The organism is Pedobacter sp. (genome assembly GCF_041645105.1).
Classification (GTDB): domain Bacteria; phylum Bacteroidota; class Bacteroidia; order Sphingobacteriales; family Sphingobacteriaceae; genus Pedobacter.
Genome location: NZ_JBAZQQ010000005.1, coordinates 269,114 through 293,978 on the forward strand (window position 1 = coordinate 269,114; position 24,865 = coordinate 293,978).

The window sequence follows — 24,865 nt, forward strand, 5'->3', positions numbered from 1 at the left end:
TTAACTATTCTGCATTTAATATTTCTGCAATATGCAGCACTTTCACTTCACTGTTTTGCCGGCGAAGAATGCCTTCCATATGCATTAAACATGACATGTCTGAAGCTGTTATATACTCTGCACCATGATTGATGTGATCTGCAATACGATCTTTACCCATTTTTACTGATACAGCTTCTTCCGCTACACAAAATGTTCCTCCAAATCCACAGCATTCATCTGCTCTGCTCAGTTCAACCAATTCAAGTCCTTCAACCATTTTTAACAATTGCAGTGGTTTTGAATAAGGTTTGTCGACAAGCTCTGTCATTTGAGCCAGCATTAAACCTCGTTGTCCATGGCAACTTTGATGCATGCCTACTTTATGAGGGAATCGTGCTTCCAGTTTTTCAACTTTAAGTACATCTGTTAGAAACTCTGTTAATTCATATACCTTTTTTCGGATACCCAATGCCTTGTCTTCTGCGGTGGCAGAATGCAGGTGATCTTTTATATGAAGTACACAACTTCCCGATGGGGAAACGATATAATCAAATTCATCAAAATTGTCGATGAATAAATCATTGCATCCCTGTGTCAGATGTTCAAAGCCAGAGTTGGCCATGGGTTGTCCACAACAGGTTTGGTTGACAGGATATTTTACTGTTATGCCAAGTTTGCTTAATAAATTTAAAGTTGCAATGGCGGCATTTGGATAAAATTGGTCGATATAGCAAGGTATAAAAAGGCCTACGGTCATTTGTATAGGGTTTGGGCTTTAAATATAGTATTTTTATATAATCGCACTATCCTGTGCTATCATAGCATTGTCGCAAAAGTGCTATTTTATGAAAACGTTTTCATATCAATGAAAAAAGTGTTAGCTTGCAAATATTTACATTATATGGCTGCTGGTAAAAAGACATATCAAAATACAATCCTGGATATTGCAGAGGCATTAAAGCTTTCGCCTGCAACCATTTCGAGGGCATTAAACAATCATCCTTACGTTAAAGAAAAAACTCGTAATGATGTGATGGAAATGGCTCAGAAACTAGGGTACCGTAGAAACCTTATGGCCTCTGGATTAAGGAGCAATAAAACCAATACGGTAGGACTGATTATTCCAAGGGTTTCTATGTTTTTTCACGCTGAAGTCATCACTACAATACAAAATGATTTGCATAAACATGGTTTTAGTCTGATTATTTGTCAGTCTAACGACTCTGTAAGTATGGAACGTGAGCTTACTGAAACTTTATTTGCTTCTCGTGTGGATGCTTTAATTGCTGCATGCTCTTTACAAACAGTAGATTTTAGTCATTTCGATAAGTTTGTGGAACACAATACGCCAGTCATATTTTATGATCGTGTTCCTGTTGATGGATATAAAGCAACCTTAATTAAGGGAGAAGATTTTAAAGGTGCATATCTGGCTACTAAACATTTGATTGATGCTGGGTGTAAACTAATTGCTCATATTTCTGGTCCTTTAACCTCTAATCTTTATCAAGATCGTGAAGCAGGTTTTTTAAAAGCAATGGAGGAACATGATTTACCAGTACAGAAAGAATGGATTTTTCATCATGAGCTGACACATGAAAATGCAAAAAAAGCGATGCAGGAATTGTTTAAATTGCATATAGTACCTGATGGTTTGTTTGCTAATAATGATACCAGTGCTATTGCTGCAATTGAATACGCTAAGGAAAATAATATTTCTGTTCCTGGTAGGTTGAAAATTGCAGGTTATTCTAATGACCCGCGGACCGCTATTATTACGCCTTCTGTGACTTCAGTTGAACAGTTTCCTAACCTGGTGGGCAGGCGAATTGTTGAGACACTGACAGAATTATTAAAAAATGGGGAGGCTGGACAAATGTATAAAACCGATCCAGTCATCATTCCAGTAGAATTGATTGCCAGAGCATCAACTGCTACTGATTAATTATTAAACACATTACGTCCTTAGTTGGATGATTGAATAAATATAAAATACAAAACAATGAAAACATCTTTTGAAAGCCGCTATGCAGTTAGTCCGGGTGAAGCAAAGCAATTTGATACTGCTGCTTTACGCAAGAATTTTTTAATGGAAGGCTTATTTGAAGCTGATGCTGTTAAGCTTACCTTATCTCATTTCGACCGCTATATCACTGGAGGTGTAATGCCGGTAAATGAGGCTGTAGAATTGTCTAACCCTGAAAACCTTAAAGCAGCTTATTTTCTGGAAAGAAGAGAACTGGGTATCATTAACGTTGGTGCAAAAGGTAAAATTGTTGCTGATGGCGTAACTTATGAACTTGAATTTAAAGAGGCTTTATACCTTGGGAAAGGAACACAATCTGTAAGTTTTGCTTCGGATGATAAAAATAATCCTGCAAAATTCTACATCAATTCTGCACCTGCACATCATACTTATCCTAGTAAAAAGGTTTCAAGAGCAGATGCTGAAGTTGTTGAACTGGGTTCTCCTGAAACAGCAAATCACCGCGTGATCAATAAGTTAATTGTAAATAGTGTATTGCCTACTTGTCAGTTACAAATGGGTATGACAGAACTGAAAAGCGGAAGTGTTTGGAACACAATGCCAGCTCATACACACGATAGAAGGATGGAAGTATATTTCTATTTTGAAGTGGCGGCTGGACAAAGTGTTTGTCACTTTATGGGCGAGCCTCAGGAAACCAGACATATCTGGATGCAAAATGAACAAGCTGTAATTTCACCTAACTGGTCAATCCACTCAGGTGCTGGAACTAGCAACTATACTTTTATTTGGGGTATGGCAGGTGAAAACCTTGATTATGGTGATATGGATCACTGTGCAATTAATGATTTAAAATAATCGGCCCAGCCGAGAATTGAAACCAAAAAGTAAATAGATGAAAAGATTAGTAGGTTTTTTATTGTTGTTTCCTGGTATATACAGCCCATTAATGGCACAAACGAAAGCAACATTAACAATTAATAATCCTTCGACGATGGAGCGTGTAAATGCTGTTGTGCCTGTGAGTTGGAGTAACATTACTGCAAAATATCCTAAAATCGATACTGCGAATTTCAAGGTAATCAATGTACTGACCAAAAAGGAAGTTCCTTTTCAGTTAGAGCGCCGTGGGCAAGCCTCTGTACAGAATTTATTGGTGCAGGTAAGTGTTAAAGCGAAAGGTAATATTCAGTTGTCTGTTGTTCCGGGTAAACCTGCTACGGTAGTTAAAAAAACATACGGCCGTTATGTGCCAGAACGTTTTGATGATTTTGCATGGGAGAATGATAAAGTAGCTTTCCGTATGTACGGAAAAGCACTGGAAGCAAGAAAAGATAATGCATTTGGTACCGATGTTTGGGTAAAAAGAACAAATAAGCTGGTGATCAATGACTGGTATAGAATCAATGATTACCATCGTGATAATGGTGATGGAATGGATTATTATAGTGTTGGTTTGACGCTTGGTGCTGGGGATATTGCTCCGATTGTTAAGGATTCTATTGCGTTCCCTTTAAATTATCATCATTGGAAAGTGTTAGACAATGGACCATTGCGTACAACGTTTGAGTTGGGATACGATGCCTGGAATGTTGCTGGTAAATCAGTTAAGGTTACGAAAACTATCTCATTAGATGCTGGATCGCATATGAATAAGATTGAAGCTGCTTATACTTATGATGGAGATGTATTGCCTGTTGCAGTGGGGATTGTGAAAAGGAAAGAGGCGGGAACCATTTTAATGGACGAGAAGCAAGGTGTTATGGGCTATTGGGAACCTCAACATGGTGAAGATGGAGTAACTGGTGTGGCTACTATAGTTACAGCTGAAAAGTTAAGTATGGGTACTGATAAGTCGCACCTGTTAACCTATACTGCATCCAATAACAAAAAGCCTGTAGTTTATTACAATGGTTCTGCATGGAGCAAAGCCAATGAAATAACAACTGCACAGGCATGGTTTAATTATCTGAATAACTTTAAAAAACAATTGGAACAGCCTTTAAAGGTTAGTGTACAATAAAATAAAATATAGAAAATGGCAATACTTGATTTATTCAATTTAAAAGGGAAGGTAGCTTTAGTTACCGGTTGTAAACGCGGTATTGGTAAAGCAATGGCCGAAGCTTTGGCTGAGGCAGGTGCCGATATCATTGGTGTATCTGCAAATCTTGAACTTAGCGGAAGTGCAGTAGAAAGTGCGGTAAAGGCATTTGGAAGGAATTTTTATGCGTATCAATGTAATTTTAGTGACCGTGATTCTTTAAAATCATTTTGTGAGAAAGTTAAAGCAGATCATCCGGTAATTGATATTCTGGTAAACAACGCTGGTACAATTCTTAGAAAACCAATTGCAGAGCATCCAGATGAGTTTTGGGATGAAGTTGTGGCTGTAAATCAAACAGCTCCTTTTATTCTGACCAGAGAAATTGGTCGTGATATGGTGAGCAGAGGAAGTGGGAAAATCATTTTTACAGCTTCATTGTTGACATTCCAGGGTGGTATTACAGTTCCTGGTTATGCCGCTAGTAAAGGTGCAATTGGCCAGTTAACAAAAGCATTCGCTAACGAATGGGCATCAAAAGGTGTTAATGTTAATGCAATTGCTCCTGGTTATATCTCTACTGATAATACTACTGCCTTAAGAGCTGACGAAGATCGTAGCCGTTCTATTATGGAGCGTATTCCAGCTGGCAGATGGGGAGAGGCTGAAGATTTTAAAGGGCCAATCGTATTTCTTGCTTCAGAAGCATCAAGTTATATGCACGGTACAGTGATGACTGTTGATGGTGGATGGATGGGCAGATAAGCTCAAACTTTTAAAATATCATTTAAAAGCAGACTTTAGTTAAGTCTGCTTTTTTTATATATTCGAAAAAAACTAACCACATGAAACAATCTTTATTATTAATTTTTACATTATTATTCTGCGCGAATGTTACCATTGCGCAGCAGAAGACCGTCTATAAGACATGGAACCCGGAGAAAGACAAGGAAAGTGTAGTAGGAGGGCAGGGTTGGCATAGCGGAATACAGAATTTCTATGATCGATTACCTGCAAAAGCAGAAGGTTCTGTACGTAAGCCTGTATGGAATTTATCTAAAAATAGTGCTGGATTAAATATTCGTTTTAAATCGGACGCTCCAGAAATTGTAGTTAAATATCAAGTTTCAGGCCCGATTCAGATGTTTCATATGCCTTCAACCGGGGTAAGCGGAGTTGATTTATATGCAAAAGATGAAAAAGGGCAATATACCTGGGCTGCTGGAAATTATGTTTTTGGTGACACAATTGTATGTCGTTTTAGAAATATAGGAGCTTCGGGAATTAATAATCGTGAATATACCTTGTATTTGCCTTTGTATAATACCGTAAAATGGATGGAAATAAGTGTGCCTGAGGAAAATACTTTTACCCCTCTGCCAGTTGCTAAAAAGAAACCTATAGTGGTATATGGTACTTCTATAGCACAAGGTGCTTGTGCCAGCAGACCAGGCTTAGCCTGGACAAATATGTTAAGCAGAAAGTTAGATCAGCCAATTATAAACCTGGCGTTTTCTGGTAATGGCCGACTTGAAAAAGAAGTTTACGAATTGTTGCCGGAGATTGATGCAAGCTTATATGTATTAGACTGTTTGCCAAATTTAACATCGGCAAAAGACTTTAACAATGAGGAGATTGTAAAAAGAGTATTGGCTACCGTTGCGCATTTGCAGTCAAAAAGGCCTGGTGTACCTATTTTGCTGACAGAGCATGATGGTTATACAGATGATGGTTTGTATCCCGCTCGTAAAAGTAGTTATGAGCGTGTAAATATTGCCCTAAACACAGCCCTTGCAAAGCTAAAAGCAGCTGGAGTAAAGCAGATTTATCACCTTACAAAAGCTGAGATCAATCAGGATATTGAAAGTATGGTAGATGGTACACACCCAAATGATATTGGTATGTTGCATTATGCCGAAGCATATGAAAAAGCAGTTAAGAAAATCTTAAAATAGACTTTCTAATGGTTATCTAGCGATACCGCAATTACCGTCAGCTCTTTATCGAATCGGGATTGCGGTATTGTTGTATAAAGAATAGCTGGAATTACATTCTAATAAGTTTATTGAACCAGTTATTTGCGGAGAAAAGACTTTTGATAAGATAGGGGACTTTGGCCTGTTATAATTTTAAAGTGTTTGTGAAAGCTGGCGAAGTTATGAAAGCCACTTTCATAGCAGATTTGTTTGACATTTAAGCTGTCCTCAATCAGAAGTTTACAAGCATGACCTACTCGTATTTCACTAATAAACTGGGTGTATGTTTTTCTTGTTCTTGTCTTAAAATATCGGCAAAAAGAATTAGGACTGATATTGGCTACAGCAGCCATCTCTTCCATTTGGATTTTTCTTTTAAAATGAGTTAAAGAGTAATTATAAATGGCATTGATCCTGTCGTTTTCAGAATCCTCAAAGTTGTTATGAAAACCAATAGAAGATAACTGTTTTTCTTTTGTACTCCTCTCAATTTCCAGTAAAGCCTCCATCAGTAATATAATTCTCTGTGAGCCAGAGGCAACCAGGATGTGCTCCATAATTGAGGCAATATTTTCTCTTTCAGAATCTAAAATCTGTATGCCACGTCGGGCTTTTTCTAAAGTTTGCTTAATTCCTTTATTTTCTGGAAGAGATAGGAAATGGCTGCCCCAAAAGTTTTCACAGAAATGGATAACAATGACATCTGCATGATCAGTTTCCCCTTCATTAAAATAGTTGTCGTCAAACTTCCAATAATGTGGTAAATGAGCACCTACTAATACTATGTCGCCAGAACTAAATCTTTTAATATTGTCGCCAATAAATTGCGTTCCGCTTCCTTTTTTAAAATATATCAATTCAACCTCTGGATGATAATGCCACCTGTTATTGATATATGGCACATTATCTCTTCTGGCACTGAATGAATTAACGAGGTTGTTAGAAACTTTTAGCAACTGAGGTTTCATCTGTTCAATTTTATTTTTTTAGTAAGATGGAAGTTTTTGATAATTATATTAACTAGGAAAGTTTCCTAATATCTTGTTTGATATTTAGAACATTGAATATATTAAAAATACTTTTTATATTCATATTTGATGCCATTTTTACAGCATATTATGCTAATATTGCTTAATTATTTAAATGGGATGTAATTTTTTGAGATCAACGATAATTTGAAACTCTATTGATTTTGTTGTCGACTTTCGTTATTTGATTGTGTAATTATACTAATAGGTAAATGAGTAGAAAAAAATATGTTTAAACTTTTATTTATTAAAAAAGATTAGTTACATTTGGGCTTACCCTTTCGAGGGTATGTTTTTCATAGGTAGATGTAGGGCCGAAATTAATTTTTCGGCCCTTTTTTGTTTAACTGGCTTCCGTATCTTTGCTCTGCTATGGGGAAGAAAAAAAAAGTGATTGTTGCTGTTACAGGGGCGAGTGGGTCTGTTTATGCTAAATTGTTGCTAGATAGTTTGTTGAAGCTTTCTGATCAGATTGAAAGTGTTGGTGTGGTCATGTCTGATAATGCGAAGGAGGTTTGGCGCTTTGAGTTAGGCAATGAAGACTATGATCAATATCCTTTCATATTTTATCCTAAAATGGATTTTAATGCCCCCTTTGCTTCTGGCTCCGCAAAATATGACACGATGATTATTATTCCCTGTTCTATGGGAACGCTGGGAAGGATTGCCCATGGCATTTCAAATGATCTTATTTCAAGAGCTGCAGATGTAGTGCTTAAGGAACGGAGAAAATTGATTGCTGTAGTCAGGGATACGCCTTTTAGCCTTATTCACATCAATAATATGAAGATTGTTACTGAAGCAGGAGGGATTATCTGTCCTGCCAATCCTTCATTTTATAGTCTGCCGAAATCAATAGAAGAAGTAGCGCAGACTGTCGTAAGCAGGGTAATTGACCTGGTAGGATTTGAGCAGGATAGTTACCGCTGGAATGAGGAATAAATCATCAAAAACCTTACCTTTGCGGACTTATTAGAATGTCATTATTAATGAAAAAAGTTGCATTTTATACATTAGGTTGTAAGTTGAATTTCTCTGAAACATCAACAATAGGCCGTTTATTTACTGATGCGGGTTATGCTGTTGTAGATTTTACAGACGGAGCGGATGTATATGTAATCAATACCTGTTCTGTTACTGAACATGCAGATAAAAAATGCCGTAAGGTTGTAAAAGAAGCATTGAAATATTCACCACAAGCTTATGTTACGATTGTAGGTTGTTATGCACAACTTAAACCTACAGAAATTGCAGAGATTGAAGGCGTTGACATGGTGTTGGGGGCTGCAGAGAAATTTAGAATTGTTGAATTTATTTCTGATCTTACGAAAAACCCAAAGGCAATTGTTCATCAGCAAAACATAGAAAAAGTAAATCATAATTTTATTGCAGCTTATTCCATCGGCGACCGTACTCGTACTTTTTTAAAAGTACAGGATGGCTGTGATTACCCTTGTACTTATTGTACTATTCCCTTGGCCCGTGGTGGCAGTAGAAGTGATACCATTGAGAATGTGGTTAACCGCGCAAAGCAGATTGCTGAAAGTGGCGTAAAGGAAATTGTGTTGACAGGTGTAAATCTGGGTGATTTCGGAATCCGCAACGGGCAAAGAGAAGATAAGTTTTTTGATCTTGTAAAAGCTCTTGATGAAGTTGAGGGTATTGAAAGAATCAGGATCTCATCTATTGAGCCAAATCTTTTAAGCAATGAAATTATAGAGTTTGTTGCTGGTTCAAAAAGGTTTGTACCTCATTTTCATATTCCATTGCAGTCTGGTTCCAATAAAATACTTGGACTGATGAAAAGACGTTACCAAAGAGAGTTGTATACAGAACGCGTAGCCAAAATTAAGGCTGTAATGCCAAATTGCTGTATTGGAGTTGATGTAATTGTAGGTTTTCCTGGAGAAACACATGAAGACTTTTTAGATACTTACCAGTTTCTAAATGAACTGGATATTTCCTATTTACACGTATTTACTTATTCGGAAAGAGAGCAAACTGAAGCTGCTGAAATGAAAGGTCGTGTTGCAGGAAGTACCCGTGCAGATCGCAGTAAAATGCTTCATATTTTATCGGACAAGAAACGCAGAGCTTTTTATCAATCGCAACTTGATACAATTGGGGAAGTCCTTTTTGAGGATGACCAGAAGAATGGCTTTATGCATGGCTTTACAAAGAACTATGTAAAAGTAAAGGCAAAATACGACCCGGTAATGGTGAATGAAATAAAAACCGTAAAACTGGTTGAACTTACTGCAGATGGTGAGGTAGAAGTTGCAGAAACACAAGAAGTATTAGCCCATTAATCCTATATTCGCATAAAACCTTTTTTAACTTATGTTTCCTACCGTATCTCATTTTATAGAATACCTTTTCGGAATACAGATTCCACTTCCATTTAATACGTTTGGTGTTTTTGTAGCATTAGCATTTATTGCCGGTTACTGGGCTTTTTCCAAAGAGTTTAAAAGAAAAGAAGCACTCGGAATTCTTCATCCCATAAAAAAACGCGTTACTATTGGTAAACCTGCAAGTGCCATTGAATTAGCTTCGAATGCTATTTTTGGTTTCCTTATTGGTTACAAACTGGTTTATGCGCTGTTAAATTATAAACTTTTTGTAGCTGATGCACAAGTTGTATTGTTATCCACTCAAGGAAGTTTACTGGGTGGTTTGTTCTTTGCTGGCTTGTTTGCTTATTGGGATTATCAGGAGAAAAATAAGGTTAAACTGGATAAACCTAAAACTGTTGAAGTAACTCAACACCCGCATGAGCTGATGGGTAATCTGATTGTATGGGCTGCTGTATGGGGATTTTTAGGCGCTAAAATATTCGATAATCTGGAGCATTGGGATACGTTTATTGCGGATCCAATAGCAGGCTTGCTTTCGTTTAGTGGTTTAACTTTTTACGGTGGTTTGATCTGTGGCGGTGCTGCAGTATTGTATATTGCTCGTAAGAATGGTATTAAGCCATTACACATGTTAGATATTGGTGGACCAGGTATGATGCTTGCTTACAGTGTCGGACGTATAGGTTGTCATATGTCTGGCGATGGAGATTGGGGTATTACGAATCTGAATCCTAAACCTTTTTCATGGTTGCCAGACTGGTTGTGGGCTTATAAATATCCTAATAACGTAGCTAACGAGGGTATTCCAATTCCTGGATGCGTGGGTAAATTCTGCAATGAACTGGCTCAGCCAGCGTATCCAACACCACTTTACGAGGTAATAGTATGTTTCATTCTTTTTCTGATTTTATGGAAAATCCGTGACCGCATTAAATTGCCTGGAATGATGTTTGGAATTTACCTGATGATGAATGGTGTTGAGCGTTTCTTTATTGAATTGATCAGGGTAAATACAAAGTATAACGTTTCTGGAATACAATTTACACAAGCCGAACTGATTTCATGTTTAATGTTCTTGTCTGGCTTGCTTCTTGTACTCTATTCTATAAGAAATAAGGAAAAATTAGCCAATTACTAAACCTGCTGGATTTGAATTACGAAATATTGTGTTCCAAGGTTGTAGCAATAGCGCGACTTACAGGTAATTTTATTAGAAAGGAGTCCATGAACTTTGATGCTGATGCAATAGAGTTCAAGGGCCTGAACGACCTGGTTTCTTATGTAGATAAAACTGCGGAGAAACAGTTGGTTAGAAACCTTTCTAAGATTCTTCCTTTAGCTGGATTTACGACCGAAGAAAAGACTATAACCCGTACCGGGAAAGTTTATAACTGGATCATCGATCCTCTTGATGGTACAACTAATTTTATTCATGGGGTTCCCACTTATTCTATAAGCATCGCTTTGTATGAGGAGAACCAACCTGTAATTGGTGTGGTTTATGAAATCAACAGAGGGGAGATGTTTTATACCTTTAAAGGAGGATCAGCTTTTTTAAATAATAAGCCTATCAGTGTTTCTAAGAGAACTGAGCTTGCCGATTGTTTGTTGGCCACAGGCTTCCCTTATTACGATTTTGATAAACAAGCTGATTACATTAAGCTCTTTACAGAAATGATGCGTAGGTGTCGTGGTATAAGAAGAATCGGTTCTGCAGCTGTAGATTTAGCCTATGTGGCCTGTGGTCGTTTTGATGCTTTTTTTGAGTATAATCTTAACGCCTGGGATGTTGCTGCAGGTGCTTACCTTGTACAGCAGGCAGGTGGACAAATTATGAACTTTAGTGGGGGTGATGAGTTTATTGAAAAGCGGGAGGTTTTAGCAACAAATGGATTGCTCGATAACGAGCTACTGGATATTATTGAACGACATTTTAATAGCTAACAGGTTATTATAAATAAAAAGCCCTTATACTTTTCGGAATCAAAATCTTTTGAAGAAAAGATTTTACATGTCCTTAAAACACAAGGGCTTTTTTGTTGTGGATATAAGTTGCGCTTATAAAGCTTCAGATACTACTTCTTTAACTTCAGGAACCATACGTTGCAATAAGTTCTGTATACCCGATTTTAACGTGATGGTAGAAGAAGGGCAACCGCTGCAAGAACCTCTAAGCTCTACAGTAACCACACCTTCATCAAAAGATTTATAGCTAATTGCTCCACCATCCTGTTCAACTGCAGGACGAACATAATCGTGCAGGATTTGCTGTATCTTAATTTCAAGATCTGTTCCTGCAAAAACAGGAGCTTCATCTGAAGTATCTTCTTTAATTTTATATTCAGATTCTACAGCGCCTTTTACAAACTCCTTTAAAATTGGTTCGATATCCGGCCACTCAGCATCTTCCGTTTTAGTAATTGTAACAAAGTTACTGGCAAAGAACACACCGTTAACAAAGTTAAACTTAAACAGTTCCTTAGCAAACGGAGAATGCTCAGCACTTTCTTTAGTTGCAAAATCTTCACTGCCATTGATCAATAATTTATTGACCATGAATTTCATTGTAGCAGGGTTTGGTGTTTGTTCTGTATATACGTTGATAGTCATTGTCTTAATATTTTATACAAAAATAGATAATTCATTGCTGCAATTGCAGGACCAGGTGTCTGTTTTAGGTCATTATATACGATGACCTGCTTAAAATACTCCTGTATAATTGAAAGGAGTAATTTGCTTTAACTCTGCTTTTAACTGATCGCTTACATTTAAGCCATCAATGAAGTCGGCCATTGTAACCGCTGTTATCTGCTGATTAGTTCTTGTCAAGTCCTTCAATGCTTCATAAGGATTAGGATAAGCTTCTCTTCTCAATACGGTCTGTATCGCTTCTGCAACCACAGCCCAATTGTTTTCCAGGTCTGCAGCTATGGCATCATTATTTAATATGATTTTATTCAAACCTTTTAAAGTTGATGAAATGGCGATTACAGTATGTGCCATTGGAACACCTACATTTCTCAGGACTGTTGAATCTGTTAAATCTCTTTGTAATCGGGAGATTGGAAGTTTTGCAGCAAAGAATTCAAATAAAGCATTTGCAATACCAGCATTACCTTCGGCATTTTCAAAGTCGATAGGGTTAACTTTATGTGGCATAGCAGATGAACCTACTTCACCTTCTTTGATTCTTTGTTTGAAATAGTTTTTAGAGATATAGGCCCAGATATCTCTGTCAAGGTCGATAATGATATTGTTGATTCTTTTTAATGCATCGCACTGTGCTGCAAATTGATCATAATGTTCAATCTGAGTAGTGTGCTGGGCACGTGTTAATCCTAAAGCCTCATTTACAAAACGATTTGAAAATTCTACCCAATCAATATTAGGATAGGCTATATGATGTGCATTGAAATTTCCTGTTGCACCACCAAATTTAGCGCTGTTAGGGATGTTTTTTAAATTGTTTAATTGTATTTCCAGACGTTCTGCGAATACAAGAAACTCTTTACCCAGTTTAGTAGGAGAGGCAGGTTGGCCATGGGTGTGAGCCAATAGAGGCACCTCTTTCCATTCATTGGCCAGTTCTTTTATTTTGCTGATCAAGCCGGTGATATTAGGGTAATAGACTTCGTTAAGCGCTAACTTAAAAGTGAAAGGGATGGCAGTATTGTTAATATCCTGAGAGGTTAAGCCAAAATGAATAAATTCTTTATAGCTTTCCAATCCAAGGCTATCAAATTGTTTTTTTATAAAATACTCAACTGCTTTAACATCGTGGTTCGTTACTTTTTCAGTGTCTTTAACTTCCTGAGCATGCTCATCGTTAAATTGTTCATGAATCAGTCTAAGTTTCGGGTAGTTTGCTTTGTCAAACTGTTCCAGTCCAGGTATACCTGATTCACATAGTGAAATGAAGTATTCAATTTCTACATAGACTCTATATTTGATTAAAGCAGATTCTGAAAAATACTTAGAAAGACTCTGTGTTGTATTTCTATAACGGCCATCAACTGGAGATATGGCTTGAAGTGAAGATAAATTCATGAATGTAACGATTTTTTACGTTGCAAAGGTACATTCCTGACGGCAATAAAAAAAGGCTTCGGGAAATCCCAAAGCCTTTTTTTATAAGATAACTTATTTAGCTTAGTGAGCTGGAGTTTCAGTAGTTGTAGTAGTTACTGTAGTATCTTTAACAGTTGAGTCAGTTACGTTAGTATCTACTGTAGTTACGATAGCTGAAGTGTCAGTTAACGTAGTATCTGTAGTTTCAGCAGTTTTTTCTGATGATTGACAAGCTGCTACTGATAAAGAAATTGCTAAAGCTAAAAAGCCAAATTTAAATGCGTTTTTCATTCTAATTCTATTTTAAATAATTAATTAATTTTACTGATTAATACCTGAAAGTTTAAAAGGTAACCCAGTTATTTCAAAAAAAGTTGAATTATTTTTAATAATACTTCTTTTTTATTCTATTGTATTGGTTTACAGTCGGATAAGCTTTTCAGGTTCTAATTCCGAGCCGCAAATATATCATCATTTCTTTAAATTCTAATGTTTCTTTGTTTTTTATTTTACGGAGATAATGGTTTATACTTATTTACGTTTGATCCTTAGATAGTTTCAGTTTGAAACTCCTATTGATTTATTATAGCTGTTAGTATGCCCTAATTATGCATTTTTATTGGTCCGAGCAAAAGGATAGCAAAACAATAGCAAAAGGGTAGCAAAAGAATAGCAAAAGGAATCTACACCAATTAACAAGAAAAAATAATTATTTTACTTAACATTGGGTTACCATTCACGTATAAAGGTATTAATTAGTGAGTAATAAGTTAAGCAGTTCAGTTCCAACAGATAGAGAGGTTGTTTTAGGTATCTTAAATAACTCAGAAGAAGCGCTAAATAAACTGTATACGGGGTATTTTCCGATGGTATTGCAGTTTATTTTGAATAACAACGGTGATGAAGATGATGCAAAAGACGTGTATCAGGAAGGAATCATCGTTTTATACAATAAAATTAAGGGCGGTAACTTCGAGCTAAGCAGTAAACTAAAAACATATATCTACTCAGTGTGCAGAAGAATTTGGTTGAAGAAGCTTTCGCAACAAAGCAAAAAATCAAATGACATTTCGGACTTTGAAGATGTGATTGCTGTAGAGACGGACGTAGAACACCATGAAGAGAAGGATCAGCAATTTGATAAAATGCAATCTGCATTGCTTCATCTGGGAGAACCCTGTAAAACGATTATTCAGGATTTTTATATAAATAACCTTTCAATGCAGGAAATCTGTGAGAAATTTGGCTATACCAATGCGGATAATGCCAAAACACAGAAATATAAATGCCTTCAAAGGTTAAAGAAGTTATTTTTTCAATCTTAATATTGATATGAGGAACGAGATAGAATTAGAGGGGATAATTGAAGATTATCTGAATGGGAAACTAAATGATGATGAAGTTAAGGCTTTTGAAGAACTACGTTTAAAAGATGCAACTGTTGATCATAAGGTGGTGGCGCATAAAGTTTTTTTGGAGTCATTGAATGATTATGCCTCAATTTCTGATTTGAAGAATAAAATGAATGAGGTCCATGCACAAATCGACGTTGCTGCTATAAGCAAAGAGGTTGGTCCGCACCCATCATTTATTATAAATATATGGCGTAAAAATAAAGCAGCTATTGCTGTTGCTGCTTCATTTATATTACTTACGGTTGTTACATTATACTCCATACAACAAACAACACAGCAAAGTGGAAGTGTAGAACTGGTAAGCAGGGAACTGGCAAAAATTAAAACATCTCAAAGTAACCTGATCAGAAAAATAAATTCTACCAATAATAATTCAGCTAATGTTCCTAAAGACTTAAAGCCTGCAAACTTTGGTGGTACTGGGTTCGCGCTAACAGCAAACGGTTATATTTTAACTAATTTACATGTGGTTGATGGGGCAGATTCTGTTTATGTTCAGGATAGTAAAGGTAATTCATATAAGGCTATGGTTAAACGCAGAGATTCTCAGTATGACTTGGCCATTCTTAAGATTACGGATGATTCATTTACTGCCTTGTCAAACTTACCATATCGCTTGAAACAAAATATAATAGGTATGGGTGAGTCTGTGTATACACTTGGATTTCCTAAAGATGATGCAGTATATGGGCAAGGTTATGTAAGCTCTAAATCAGGTTATAATGGAGATACAACTCAATATCAGGTGTCTATACCAGTTAACCCAGGCAATAGTGGTGGACCTTTATTAGATCATGACGGAAATATCATTGGTGTAATCAGTGCTAAACAAAACCAGGTTGATGGTGCTACATTTGCTGTTAAATCTAAATATATTCAGGAAGCATTAAATTCTATTCCTAATGATTCTTTAGGTAAAAAGATTGCTTTCAGTAAAAGAAATTCATTACAAGGCTTAAGTAAACCTCAGCAAGTGAACAAAATAAAAGACTATGTATTTATGATTAAGGTCTATAAGTAATAAGGTCTGAAAAAAAATAATTAAACCCCGAAACTAATTGATAGTTTCGGGGTTTAATTTTATATAGCATTTGATATGGATTTTGGAAAAGTAGCAGAACATGAAATCGCATCTGTAGATTTCACACTTCCAGAAGATGGAAAGCAAACGGCGATAACACTTACAGAAAATAAGCCTGTTAAAGACCCTGCATTTTATATAGGTTGCGCTAAATGGGGAAGAAAGGAATGGCTAAATATGATCTATCCGGCCAAAACTAAAGAAGCTGATTTTTTAGATCAATATGTAAAGCATTTTAATTCGATTGAACTTAATGCGGTATTTTATAGCATTCCCAATGCCGAGCTGATCCGAAAATGGAAGCAAAAAGCTGAGGAGAATTCTACCAATGGATTTATATTTTGTCCTAAATTTTCCAGAACAATCAGTCATATCAAAAGATTAAAAGATGCTGAAGTTCCAACAGATCTTTATTTATCAAGCATTCACGAATTTGGAAAGTATCTTGGGCCTTGCTTTTTACAGCTTGGGGATAATTTTGGTCCTAAGAATTTTGATATCCTGGAGAATTATTTGAAGTTGTTACCTGTCGACTTCCAGGTTTTTGTAGAATTGAGACATGAAGAATGGTTTGCCAATGCCGTAGATAGAGAGCGGTTGTTCGAGATGCTGCACAGGTTAAAAAAGGGAGCCGTAATTACAGATGCCAGTGGAAGAAGAGATTGTGTCCACATGGAGCTGACGATTCCCGAAATATTTATTCGTTTTGTTGGAAATGGTCAGGATTTTAAGGAATCTGACTTTGCCAGAATTGATGAATGGGTAACAAGAATTAAGAGTTGGCTTGGTAAAGGACTAGAAAAAGTTTATTTTTTTCTTCATCAACATGATGAAAAGGATACACCTGTTTTGGCAGATTATACCATCAAACAATTTAACAGGCACCTTGGAGCAAAGGTGCCTGAAATTAAATTTATATCTAATGATCTTAAAGCCGATCAGAAGAAGTTGTTTTAAAGGGGATTATAGAATGCTAAAAGTTAATGCAATATCGTGTGAAGCCATGCCAATAGAAGTTGAACGACCTGCATTAAAACTATAGCAATATCCAATTTTGATCATTTCCTTTTTTGAGGTTGGAATTGCATATTGAAGCATCGGACGGAGTAATGACTGTGAAAATGATTTGCCCTCAGCTCCAACGGCAACACTTTGTAGTTCTTCAATTTGTTGCCTGAAACCCAAACCAAAACTTAAGCCTTCGTTTAAAGTTACCATTGCATTCACATCAAGTGCAGTGAGCCCACCGAAAGTTTTCATGACCAATATATTTGACCGTAAGGTTATATTTTCGTTGTTATGAACAGTAGCGCCTCCTATCAGGTACATATTGATTTTACGAAATGTATTAGGAATCTGATTGTAATAGCTATCCTTATTATCATAAAGGGACAATATGTTATCGAAGGATAATCCTACATAGTATTTCTTGCTAAATGTACCTACTATACCGAAACGTGCATCAAACTTAGAACTGTAAATATTTCTGGCTGCGAGAGGGTCATTCTCAACAATGGTGGTCGAGTTAAGGACGTTGATATCGAATTGCTGTACGCCAAAACTGATACCTGAAGATAAAACTGTATTTTCTGATACTGGTAAATGATAAACATAGTTACCATAACCCATTGTATAGCTATCATATCCAAAAACGCTTCTTACGATGTTTAATCCTAAGCTGGATTTAACTTTAGGCATCGGAATATTTCCACTGGCAGAAATAGTATGCGATTTCCCCGTTCCCTGGTTTACTTCATTTAGCTGATAGTGTAGGTTGGCATTGATGTGACCATCAATGCCTGAAAATGCTGGGTTAATAAATGTTTTATCAAAAATAAACTGACTTCCCTGCATCTCTATCTGAGCGTATATATGCTGAGAAATTGAACAGATCAGTATAGATGATAATAGGAGGATTTTTTTCATGACAATTATTTTTTTGGTTTTTGTTTATTGGTAAATAATAGAAACAAAACCTCTATAAAAGACTTCTGTGTTATCTGTATTTTTCACTTTTAGTACATACCTGTAAGAGCCCATTGGCTGATTATTTCCCGACCAATCGTTTTGATAATTCTCCTTTCTATATACCTCTTGATAATTTTTATTATAAATAACAAGTGTATTTGACGGATAGAATTCTTTAAGGCCGACTATTTCGAAATAGTCATTGATGCCATCACCGTTTGGTGTAAATAAGGATGGTATCAGTATTTTCGCTGAGTTTGCTCTTTTTTCAACAGATGTGATTAGAATTTCCGGAAACTGGTTGTTGATTTTATTTATGTCGTTGTTTGCTGTAATGTCACCATTTCCGAGCTTTAAATTACCTACTTTATTAGCTTTCAGGTTAATTGATAGTTTAAGCTCTTCCCCTGCTTTTATTGTAGGTATTGTAGTTTTAAAGGTTCGGTTAATAGGATCATAAATAATTGCAGAAGGAGAGGAGACGTAGTCAAAACCTTTTTGAAGAGTGTCTGTTACATTCACATTTACGGCTAATTCGTTACTGATATTATTTAATTTCAGCGTGTAGGTAAACTCTTCTTCTTTATTTATCTGCGTTTGTACGATTTCGTTACTTACAGCAATATCCGCATCGCCTTCTAAAATCAACACAATTGGTGCTTCAATGTTTCCTGCTATTTGATTGTCGTTATGAACAATTGGTCTGTCAATTTTAGCCAGATATTCTTTCTTTTCCTCTTTGTCATAAACTTTGATGACTACTTTTTTACCATCATCTGTGTGATTGCCATTTACGGGTAGGAAACCTATTAAGTTTCCATTAGGTAAACTGGTTTGGTGTACAATATTTACTAGCTTGTCTTCTACGTATACATATATTTCGTATCTGTCTGCTATCGGCTGGGCCTTGGCGGCCAATGAAGTTTTTGATGAGGATATTCTACCACGGGTACTTGAGGAGCGATTTCCATTATATACGTTCTGGCCACCCTGATTAATGATCGAAGTAATCGACATATTGTTTTCGTAATCTGTGGTATTTACAAATCTATCATCTATTGTACTGCTTACATTTCCATTGGGGTTATTGATGATAATTTTCGCATTGGGATAGTTTACCGGTGCAGGTACACTTTGATTAACGGGCGCTTCAGTAAGTGGATCATATGGAACAATTGGGATTTCGAAACCATTAACAGGACTATACAATTTGTAGCCTTGTCCTGATCTCAGATATTTTAAACTTCCGGCCCATGAGTTTGTAGATGGATTGTATGATGCAAACTCAGTTTGACTCATGATGGTCATACCATCAACTGGATTGAAATTTTTCAGGTAATTATTCAATTCCATGTTCTCTACCATAGGATAGCCGATCCAATTCCATCCTTTATTCAGTTTCAATTTGGCATGGGAATCAATGAAATTTCCCAGGATCCTTAACGTATCTGCTTTCGATACATAAAGCATATAGCTGGATGGAAGTTTAAGACTGTCCAGATTTCCAACCCAACCCATGTCTTTAGCATACTGACTAAATGCGTTGTTGTTATTAATTGTCTTTATTAAATCGCCAGGAGTGGAGTTTAATGAGCCAAGTGCGTTTTTAAGGCTCATATCTGGTGTGTTGACATTAAAGGATATCCAATTCCATCCTTCTTTTAGAGGGATAGATTGGTAAACGCCTTCAGGATGTAGTACCAATGGACTTGCAACACTAGCTACAGAAGCATTTGACGTAAATGAAAGACGTTCAACAGATTGGTACTCAATACCCGGGTAAGTATCCCAAAAACGGAATGTAAGCTGTTCACCACTCTGGGTATTTGAGTAAGCGGTGACATGAGCAACATACTTTTTATAGTCGAAGTTATATTCTATTTGGGCAATTCCACGACATTCATTCCCAGCAAATACAGCAACTTTATCTCTGATGTCTTTAGAGGTAAGTTCGTCTGTTTCGTCTAGGCTGAATTGTACCGTTAAACCCATGTTATATTTGTATTTTGATGGGTTTACTGTCCAATTTGGTGGGTTGCGTAGCACATTTACAGTAACATACAAGTATTGGTTTTTGCCATCAATTTCCGCAACAACTGTATCCAAGTAAATTCCTGTGTTTAGGTCTTTGCTAATGGTAAAATCAATATTAGAATTTCCTAAAGGAGGTATTTTGCCTGATTTTATCGTTGGTATCAACCAACCTGGAATCTTAGTTAAGATAAAGCTCTGATTAAGGGCTGATTTGTTGGTCAGTGATGCACTGAAGAAATGTTGTTGCTTTTCTATAACGTTGATTTCCTGGTTTGTTGGTGACCAATAAACAGGACTTTTGTTGACTACAAAGCTCCATTTAATGCTGTCAGTAACGGCATTCCCATTTACATCTTTTACGTTGAATATAGTGGCACGTAATTCTACATTTTCGAGTTCATCAATGGCATTTTCAGGAACTGTTCTGATTTCTAGATTTCTACCATCTCCAATGATGATTGCAGGAATTTCTTTTCCATTATCTTTTCTGATTAGCTTTACACCAATTGGCTGCGAAGCATCACCATAAATGATGTCCTTATTAAAACCAACCCCGATAATATCTGCTGTTGTAAGAATGCCATTTTTAGGACTAGGTACGCCGAATGCCACGGCAGATTTGCGGTCTATCTTTCCGGCATAAATAGGAGAGTAATTCACATCAACCCCTTCGCATATTGCAATAGCTCTGATTTCGTATTCGCCATCCGGTAGTCCGCTTACATTAAAATCGTAATCAAAATATTTATTGATCAATACACTTTTTGGGAAAGTTGCTACAGTTATCCACTGGCCGTTATCAAATTCAGTATTGAGCTTTCTGTATTGTAAGCCAATACTGGTTAAAGGAGAAGCTTCAGAAGCATCATATTTACTAAAGGCAACTGGTAATCTATTTTGATAAGACTGGTTTACATTCCAGTTGTTTCCTGGTACAAATAGGTCAATTTCGCTGCATTTATTTTGAAAATATGCATTGATTTTTACCATCGTTGTCGCATTCTCTTCTTCTACTTCTGCCAGGGTGTTATCGCAGGTTGAGAAAATAACAAGTTTTAAGTCTTCATAAATACTAGCCAATGGCCCTTTGGTAACCTCAACGGGTAATTTGAAACTTTTTCCAGTAGGAATGGTATAAATTGCTGCACCATTAGTTACATCTTGTCCACCTACAAGTACTTTTGCGCCATGTGGATTACTTAATGGATCTAATTTGATCGCGTATTCAACAGTTTCATCGCTTTCACTACGGTTTGCAATGATGATTTCGTATTTGGCAGATTGTGAAGAGGGAACATTACGTTGTTCGCTAGCTCCGCTGATCTGAATAGAAGGTAGATGTCTGAATTGCGTATTATCTTCATGTGGACAGCTTGAAGATCCAGATACCGTTCTAAATACTGGTGTACCTGAAGCTGTGTCTTTGGCTAGTTCTACTGAGAAGAAATCGCCTATGTCATTATCCTCCAGATGATAGGTTGTGGTAACATTACTTTGTTTACTTTCTTCTTTTGTTTTATTATGATTGAAACGGAAAGAAACCAAACCACCAATATCTGCCTGGTTAAAATCACCTACTTGTGCAAACATACCTACTCGTACTGCACCTTCAATGTACACAGATACTTCATGACTGTTGCCGCTAATGGTATCAAGGGTAAGTGAGTTTTCATAGATTGCTCCAGCACTGAATGAGATATTTCCGTCTACAATAGAATTGAGGTTATCAGGTAGTTTGATAGGAGGTGATTTTCGTCTAACCAGGTCATTTTTTTCCAGCGCTTTATTCCAGGCTTCAATGCCGGCTTTACTTTCTTCCTGCTCTCTGTTAAGTTGGTTTAGTATAGCAGGTGTTATTGTTTTGTCTGTTTCACTACGTAGTTTGGCCGATTCATATTTTGCATTGGCCAGTGAATACACAGTTTTTAACTGAGGGATAAGGGTACTTTTGATGTGTTTTTCTGTATACACAAAGGTGGTACCAAAACCAGTATAATCCGCTGCAAATGAAGTATCCCTATTCATTTCCTGCTTTACCTTGTCGTAAAAAAGTACATCAGTAAGTGCATAAGTCATGTTGATAGATGCCCCAACATAAATGTCGGCATCGGCACCTGTAAGATTTTCTTCTCCTGAAGTTGAGAAACTCTCGTTAAAGGTTGCGGTATATACTACTGATTTTGTTTTTTGGTCATCTCCACCTATCTCTAGTTCGGCTTGAAGGTGTACAGCTCCACCCGCAGATCCTACAAAGGGCTGGTTACTTAATCCTAAACCAATTTTAGAATCGGTATAGGCTCCAACTCCGCCTCCACCACCATATTGTGTAGTGCTTGAAGTACTGAAGGTCGATCCTTTTTCGATGGTAGCGAATGATTTATCTCCCGGTGGATCATGTAGTACAAATAATGGAATTTCTGGTGTTTTGGTTAAGAAGGTAGCGTTTCTTGGTCTTTCGCCTTCTACAATAGCAGTTAGAATTTCTGAAGTTTGTCTGCCACCAACTTTTGCAACAAATTGTAAGTTCTTTTCGTAAGGTGCCTCTAATACTGGTTTCCCAACGCGGAAACTATAATTAATTACACCAGTACTGTCTAATTTAAGCTCCTCACGATTGGGTAGGTCAGATAAGCCATTGTAAATGTATACGGTGCCCGAATCCAGTGCACAACCATAAACCACATTGTTATACTCGTAATGTTCGAATATTTTTATTTTAACATTGTGTTTATCATTCTGGGTTAACAGATACTTATATTTCTGCTGTGTTTTCAGGTAAACTGAGTCTGTAAAAACGGGGTTATCACCGTTTAATTGTATCCTCATGAGATTATGGAAAATGAACTCTGCAGATGGGGCATTGGCTATTTTCACAGTGTCGGATATGACAAGTGTGTCTTGTCGCCCCGGAGTAATATCAAATGTACCATCACTTAAGCGGAGGGTATCAGGTTTGATCACTGTAATCTGATCTCGATTTGAAATATTGAATAATGTGTCTCTGACCGCAAGATTAACATTTAAGATGTTATATGTTTTGGTGAAATATTCAAGTTTATTGGTGTTTTGAGAATTCAATTCCTTAATTGCACTTACTTGTACCTGAAAGTCGGTAGCTGGAAGAACCAGATTCATTATTCCTCGTTCAGTCTGTCCTGGGTTCACTCCCTGTACGTAATCATTGGAATGAACGGTATAGTTTCTCTTAAAGCTGAGTGCTGCACCGGTTCCGGTTATTCCGGTTTTCTTTGAGTTTAAGCTGATCGTTGCATTTTCTCCAATTGGGGCATTGCAGATCGCTGCAACTTTTATTTTTAACGTATCCGTTTGTAGATTTTCGAAATCTACTCCGTTAGTTAGGCTTCTAACACTAACTTTTGCAATGGGATTGGTTGTCCCAGCGTGTCTGATGTCGTGATGCCTGTATTTAAGTTGAACGGTATGTTCGCCACCATTGATCACACTTACACTATAAGAGCCATCTACTTTGGTTTTAACACCGGTATTGTCACCGTTTAGCCAAACTTCTGCACCTTCCAATGGTAGACGGATCTGGTTCATATTGGCATCAGCAAATGCTTTGAAGTAAGCTTTTCCACTAATCGCTAGGGATGCTGTATCCGTAAAGTCAACATTTCTGATGTTGTAGTCGTCTAAAGTCAGTTTACGTGTTAGTGATTTTGGGTTAAAACGTTCTTTATCATAGTCGGGCATTTTTGGAACAACGATATAGTCTGCTGCTTTTTCGTAAAAGATACCGGGGATTTCATAATATCCATTGGCGTCTGTCACTGTAGAATGGCTGTAGATAGTATTGGAAAGATTGTTATTTAGTTGTTTGTTAGAAGTGACTGTAATTTCTACACCTAAAATTCCTGCATTGGTTTTGCCTCGTACATAACCGCTAATCTTTCCATTGGGAAGACTTTTTCCTTGTTTTTGAACGCTGTACCAATTACTTACATCAAGCGAGGTTGAACCGTCGCTTGATAAACCAAGTTTGTAAGTGTAAACCATTCCGGGAACTACATCATTATCTGTATAGGTTTTTGTTGTCCTGGAAACATCAGTCAGAATTTCATTGTTTCTGTATATGATAATAGCATCGATCCCTTTAATGTGATTTAGGTTAGGCCAGGTTAATTTTACCTTTGCTAACTCATCTGCGCTAGCTGTTAACTCATGTGCAGGCGGAGTTATGCTAAATGTATTTGATATAAGAGAAACGTCCTTTACCCAATCAGATGGAGCATTAGGTCCTACTATAGTTTGTACAGTATAGCTATAAGCCGTTCCTGGAGTTACGTTAAAATCTTCATAACTTAATTCATCACCGGCAATAGTTGCGATGGCTATTCCATTACGTTTAATAAGATATTGAATTAGGTTATTTGCAATAGATGTCCCTTTATTCCAACTTATTTTTATAGCGTAATAGGGGGTTGTATTTAATACACCGCGTACATTTGTTGGTGCTTTAATTTTTTGGGTGCTGTAGTTAAAATAAGCAGAGGCCCATCCCGCGAAACAGCCTCCGGTTCCAGATCCCCATTGATATTGTACTTCAATAGTGCCTGATCTACTGGGTCCCATGTCTTTACTGAAGCTGCCGGCACTTGGGCGACTCGTTCCTCCGTCTACTGTTTGATCTAAAGTAGTAATTCTGTGATGCCGTCCATTACAAGCGATAGCTGCTCCCCGGTCATATTCAGGTAAATTATTTCCCCAGGAAATAGATATGGTGCTTTCTGTTCCAGTGGTGATGGAGAATTTTCCACTAATAGCTGCATCGTCTCTCTGTGCCCATAATTGGGTACTAAAAAGTAGTAAAAAAAGCATAATGGTACTTTTTTTACTGGTTTGATTTGGTGAATTCATAATTATAAGAGCATTTTTTAGGAAATGATTTAATTAGGGTTGATTTT

General features: G+C 36.9%; 19 protein-coding genes. 12 read left to right on the forward strand and 7 right to left on the reverse strand.

Annotation, left to right across the window (positions count from 1 at the left end):
• Positions 1-4: 4 nt before the first annotated feature.
• Positions 5-739, reverse strand: coding sequence for a (Fe-S)-binding protein (locus WC623_RS17025; RefSeq protein WP_372853257.1), 735 nt, complete (start codon positions 737-739; stop codon positions 5-7).
• 108 nt (positions 740-847) lie between these two features.
• Between WC623_RS17025 and WC623_RS17030 the strand changes: the two genes are divergently transcribed.
• The 5 genes from WC623_RS17030 (at position 848) to WC623_RS17050 (ending at position 5,968) form a co-directional block, all read left to right on the forward strand.
• Positions 848-1,927 carry a LacI family DNA-binding transcriptional regulator gene (locus WC623_RS17030; protein ID WP_372853259.1) on the forward strand — a complete coding sequence of 360 codons (1,080 nt, stop codon included), beginning with the start codon at positions 848-850 and terminating at the stop codon, positions 1,925-1,927.
• A 57-nt stretch (positions 1,928-1,984) separates the two neighbouring features.
• Positions 1,985-2,827, forward strand: a complete 843-nt coding sequence (gene kduI, locus WC623_RS17035) for a 5-dehydro-4-deoxy-D-glucuronate isomerase (protein WP_372853261.1) — start codon at positions 1,985-1,987, stop codon at positions 2,825-2,827.
• Between the two features lie 37 nt (positions 2,828-2,864).
• A complete protein-coding gene (locus WC623_RS17040; RefSeq protein WP_372853263.1) occupies positions 2,865-3,992 on the forward strand; it encodes a DUF4861 family protein in 1,128 nt (375 codons plus the stop codon).
• Positions 3,993-4,013: 21 nt separating this feature from the next.
• A complete protein-coding gene (locus WC623_RS17045; RefSeq protein WP_372853825.1) occupies positions 4,014-4,778 on the forward strand; it encodes an SDR family oxidoreductase in 765 nt (254 codons plus the stop codon).
• 80 nt (positions 4,779-4,858) lie between these two features.
• Positions 4,859-5,968: an SGNH/GDSL hydrolase family protein gene (locus tag WC623_RS17050; protein WP_372853265.1), complete on the forward strand. Its 1,110-nt coding sequence runs from the start codon at positions 4,859-4,861 to the stop codon at positions 5,966-5,968.
• A 119-nt stretch (positions 5,969-6,087) separates the two neighbouring features.
• Here WC623_RS17050 and WC623_RS17055 read toward each other — a convergent pair whose 3' ends face one another.
• Positions 6,088-6,957, reverse strand: a complete 870-nt coding sequence (locus WC623_RS17055; RefSeq protein WP_372853267.1) for an AraC family transcriptional regulator — start codon at positions 6,955-6,957, stop codon at positions 6,088-6,090.
• A gap of 432 nt (positions 6,958-7,389) precedes the next feature.
• Here WC623_RS17055 and WC623_RS17060 point away from each other — a divergent pair, with 432 nt between their 5' ends.
• From WC623_RS17060 to WC623_RS17075, 4 genes are read left to right on the forward strand one after another with little or no spacing between them, the layout of a single operon-like run.
• The gene (locus WC623_RS17060; protein WP_372853269.1) at positions 7,390-7,959 is read left to right on the forward strand and encodes a UbiX family flavin prenyltransferase; all 570 of its coding nucleotides are present in this window, start codon (positions 7,390-7,392) and stop codon (positions 7,957-7,959) included.
• Positions 7,960-8,006: 47 nt separating this feature from the next.
• Positions 8,007-9,326: a tRNA (N(6)-L-threonylcarbamoyladenosine(37)-C(2))-methylthiotransferase MtaB gene (mtaB, locus tag WC623_RS17065; protein ID WP_372853271.1), complete on the forward strand. Its 1,320-nt coding sequence runs from the start codon at positions 8,007-8,009 to the stop codon at positions 9,324-9,326.
• A 31-nt stretch (positions 9,327-9,357) separates the two neighbouring features.
• Positions 9,358-10,512 (forward strand): prolipoprotein diacylglyceryl transferase, encoded by a 1,155-nt coding sequence (locus WC623_RS17070; RefSeq protein WP_372853273.1) that lies wholly within the window; start codon positions 9,358-9,360, stop codon positions 10,510-10,512.
• A gap of 11 nt (positions 10,513-10,523) precedes the next feature.
• Positions 10,524-11,318: an inositol monophosphatase gene (locus tag WC623_RS17075; protein WP_372853275.1), complete on the forward strand. Its 795-nt coding sequence runs from the start codon at positions 10,524-10,526 to the stop codon at positions 11,316-11,318.
• A gap of 114 nt (positions 11,319-11,432) precedes the next feature.
• On the opposite strand, the gene WC623_RS17080 is transcribed toward WC623_RS17075, so the two are convergent.
• The 3 genes from WC623_RS17080 to WC623_RS17090 form a co-directional block, all read right to left on the reverse strand.
• Positions 11,433-11,984, reverse strand: a complete 552-nt coding sequence (locus tag WC623_RS17080) for a NifU family protein (protein WP_372853277.1) — start codon at positions 11,982-11,984, stop codon at positions 11,433-11,435.
• Between the two features lie 90 nt (positions 11,985-12,074).
• A complete protein-coding gene (purB, locus tag WC623_RS17085) occupies positions 12,075-13,421 on the reverse strand; it encodes an adenylosuccinate lyase (RefSeq protein ID WP_372853279.1) in 1,347 nt (448 codons plus the stop codon).
• Between the two features lie 102 nt (positions 13,422-13,523).
• On the reverse strand, positions 13,524-13,733 hold the full coding sequence (locus WC623_RS17090; protein ID WP_372853281.1) for a hypothetical protein: 210 nt from the start codon (positions 13,731-13,733) through the stop codon (positions 13,524-13,526).
• Positions 13,734-14,200: 467 nt separating this feature from the next.
• On the opposite strand from WC623_RS17090, the gene WC623_RS17095 reads away from it, so the two are divergent.
• The 3 genes from WC623_RS17095 to WC623_RS17105 all read left to right on the forward strand — a co-directional run bounded on the left by WC623_RS17095 (position 14,201) and on the right by WC623_RS17105 (position 16,895).
• Positions 14,201-14,767, forward strand: a complete 567-nt coding sequence (locus tag WC623_RS17095) for an RNA polymerase sigma factor (RefSeq protein WP_372853283.1) — start codon at positions 14,201-14,203, stop codon at positions 14,765-14,767.
• A gap of 7 nt (positions 14,768-14,774) precedes the next feature.
• On the forward strand, positions 14,775-15,878 hold the full coding sequence (locus WC623_RS17100) for a S1C family serine protease (protein ID WP_372853285.1): 1,104 nt from the start codon (positions 14,775-14,777) through the stop codon (positions 15,876-15,878).
• Between the two features lie 75 nt (positions 15,879-15,953).
• Positions 15,954-16,895: a DUF72 domain-containing protein gene (locus WC623_RS17105; RefSeq protein WP_372853287.1), complete on the forward strand. Its 942-nt coding sequence runs from the start codon at positions 15,954-15,956 to the stop codon at positions 16,893-16,895.
• Positions 16,896-16,901: 6 nt separating this feature from the next.
• Here the strand turns inward: WC623_RS17105 and WC623_RS17110 are convergent, their stop codons facing one another.
• Both WC623_RS17110 and WC623_RS17115 read right to left on the reverse strand, forming a co-directional pair.
• Positions 16,902-17,864, reverse strand: coding sequence for a PorP/SprF family type IX secretion system membrane protein (locus WC623_RS17110; protein WP_372853289.1), 963 nt, complete (start codon positions 17,862-17,864; stop codon positions 16,902-16,904).
• Between the two features lie 24 nt (positions 17,865-17,888).
• Positions 17,889-24,818 carry a gliding motility-associated C-terminal domain-containing protein gene (locus tag WC623_RS17115; protein ID WP_372853291.1) on the reverse strand — a complete coding sequence of 2,310 codons (6,930 nt, stop codon included), beginning with the start codon at positions 24,816-24,818 and terminating at the stop codon, positions 17,889-17,891.
• Between the last annotated feature and the right edge of the window lie 47 nt (positions 24,819-24,865).

What these genes read in the sequence shown, in the direction of transcription:
- WC623_RS17025 (WP_372853257.1), bottom strand. Translation starts at nt 739, where the DNA reads ATGACCGTAGGCCTTTTTATACCTTGCTATATCGACCAATTTTATCCA.
- WC623_RS17070 (WP_372853273.1), top strand. Translation starts at nt 9,358, where the DNA reads ATGTTTCCTACCGTATCTCATTTTATAGAATACCTTTTCGGAATACAG.
- WC623_RS17080 (WP_372853277.1), bottom strand. Translation starts at nt 11,984, where the DNA reads ATGACTATCAACGTATATACAGAACAAACACCAAACCCTGCTACAATG.
- WC623_RS17100 (WP_372853285.1), top strand. Translation starts at nt 14,775, where the DNA reads ATGAGGAACGAGATAGAATTAGAGGGGATAATTGAAGATTATCTGAAT.
- WC623_RS17030 (WP_372853259.1), top strand. Translation starts at nt 848, where the DNA reads ATGAAAAAAGTGTTAGCTTGCAAATATTTACATTATATGGCTGCTGGT.
- WC623_RS17090 (WP_372853281.1), bottom strand. Translation starts at nt 13,733, where the DNA reads ATGAAAAACGCATTTAAATTTGGCTTTTTAGCTTTAGCAATTTCTTTA.
- WC623_RS17040 (WP_372853263.1), top strand. Translation starts at nt 2,865, where the DNA reads ATGAAAAGATTAGTAGGTTTTTTATTGTTGTTTCCTGGTATATACAGC.
- WC623_RS17055 (WP_372853267.1), bottom strand. Translation starts at nt 6,957, where the DNA reads ATGAAACCTCAGTTGCTAAAAGTTTCTAACAACCTCGTTAATTCATTC.
- WC623_RS17060 (WP_372853269.1), top strand. Translation starts at nt 7,390, where the DNA reads ATGGGGAAGAAAAAAAAAGTGATTGTTGCTGTTACAGGGGCGAGTGGG.
- WC623_RS17110 (WP_372853289.1), bottom strand. Translation starts at nt 17,864, where the DNA reads ATGAAAAAAATCCTCCTATTATCATCTATACTGATCTGTTCAATTTCT.
- WC623_RS17105 (WP_372853287.1), top strand. Translation starts at nt 15,954, where the DNA reads ATGGATTTTGGAAAAGTAGCAGAACATGAAATCGCATCTGTAGATTTC.
- WC623_RS17115 (WP_372853291.1), bottom strand. Translation starts at nt 24,818, where the DNA reads ATGAATTCACCAAATCAAACCAGTAAAAAAAGTACCATTATGCTTTTT.
- WC623_RS17050 (WP_372853265.1), top strand. Translation starts at nt 4,859, where the DNA reads ATGAAACAATCTTTATTATTAATTTTTACATTATTATTCTGCGCGAAT.
- mtaB (WP_372853271.1), top strand. Translation starts at nt 8,007, where the DNA reads ATGAAAAAAGTTGCATTTTATACATTAGGTTGTAAGTTGAATTTCTCT.
- kduI (WP_372853261.1), top strand. Translation starts at nt 1,985, where the DNA reads ATGAAAACATCTTTTGAAAGCCGCTATGCAGTTAGTCCGGGTGAAGCA.
- purB (WP_372853279.1), bottom strand. Translation starts at nt 13,421, where the DNA reads ATGAATTTATCTTCACTTCAAGCCATATCTCCAGTTGATGGCCGTTAT.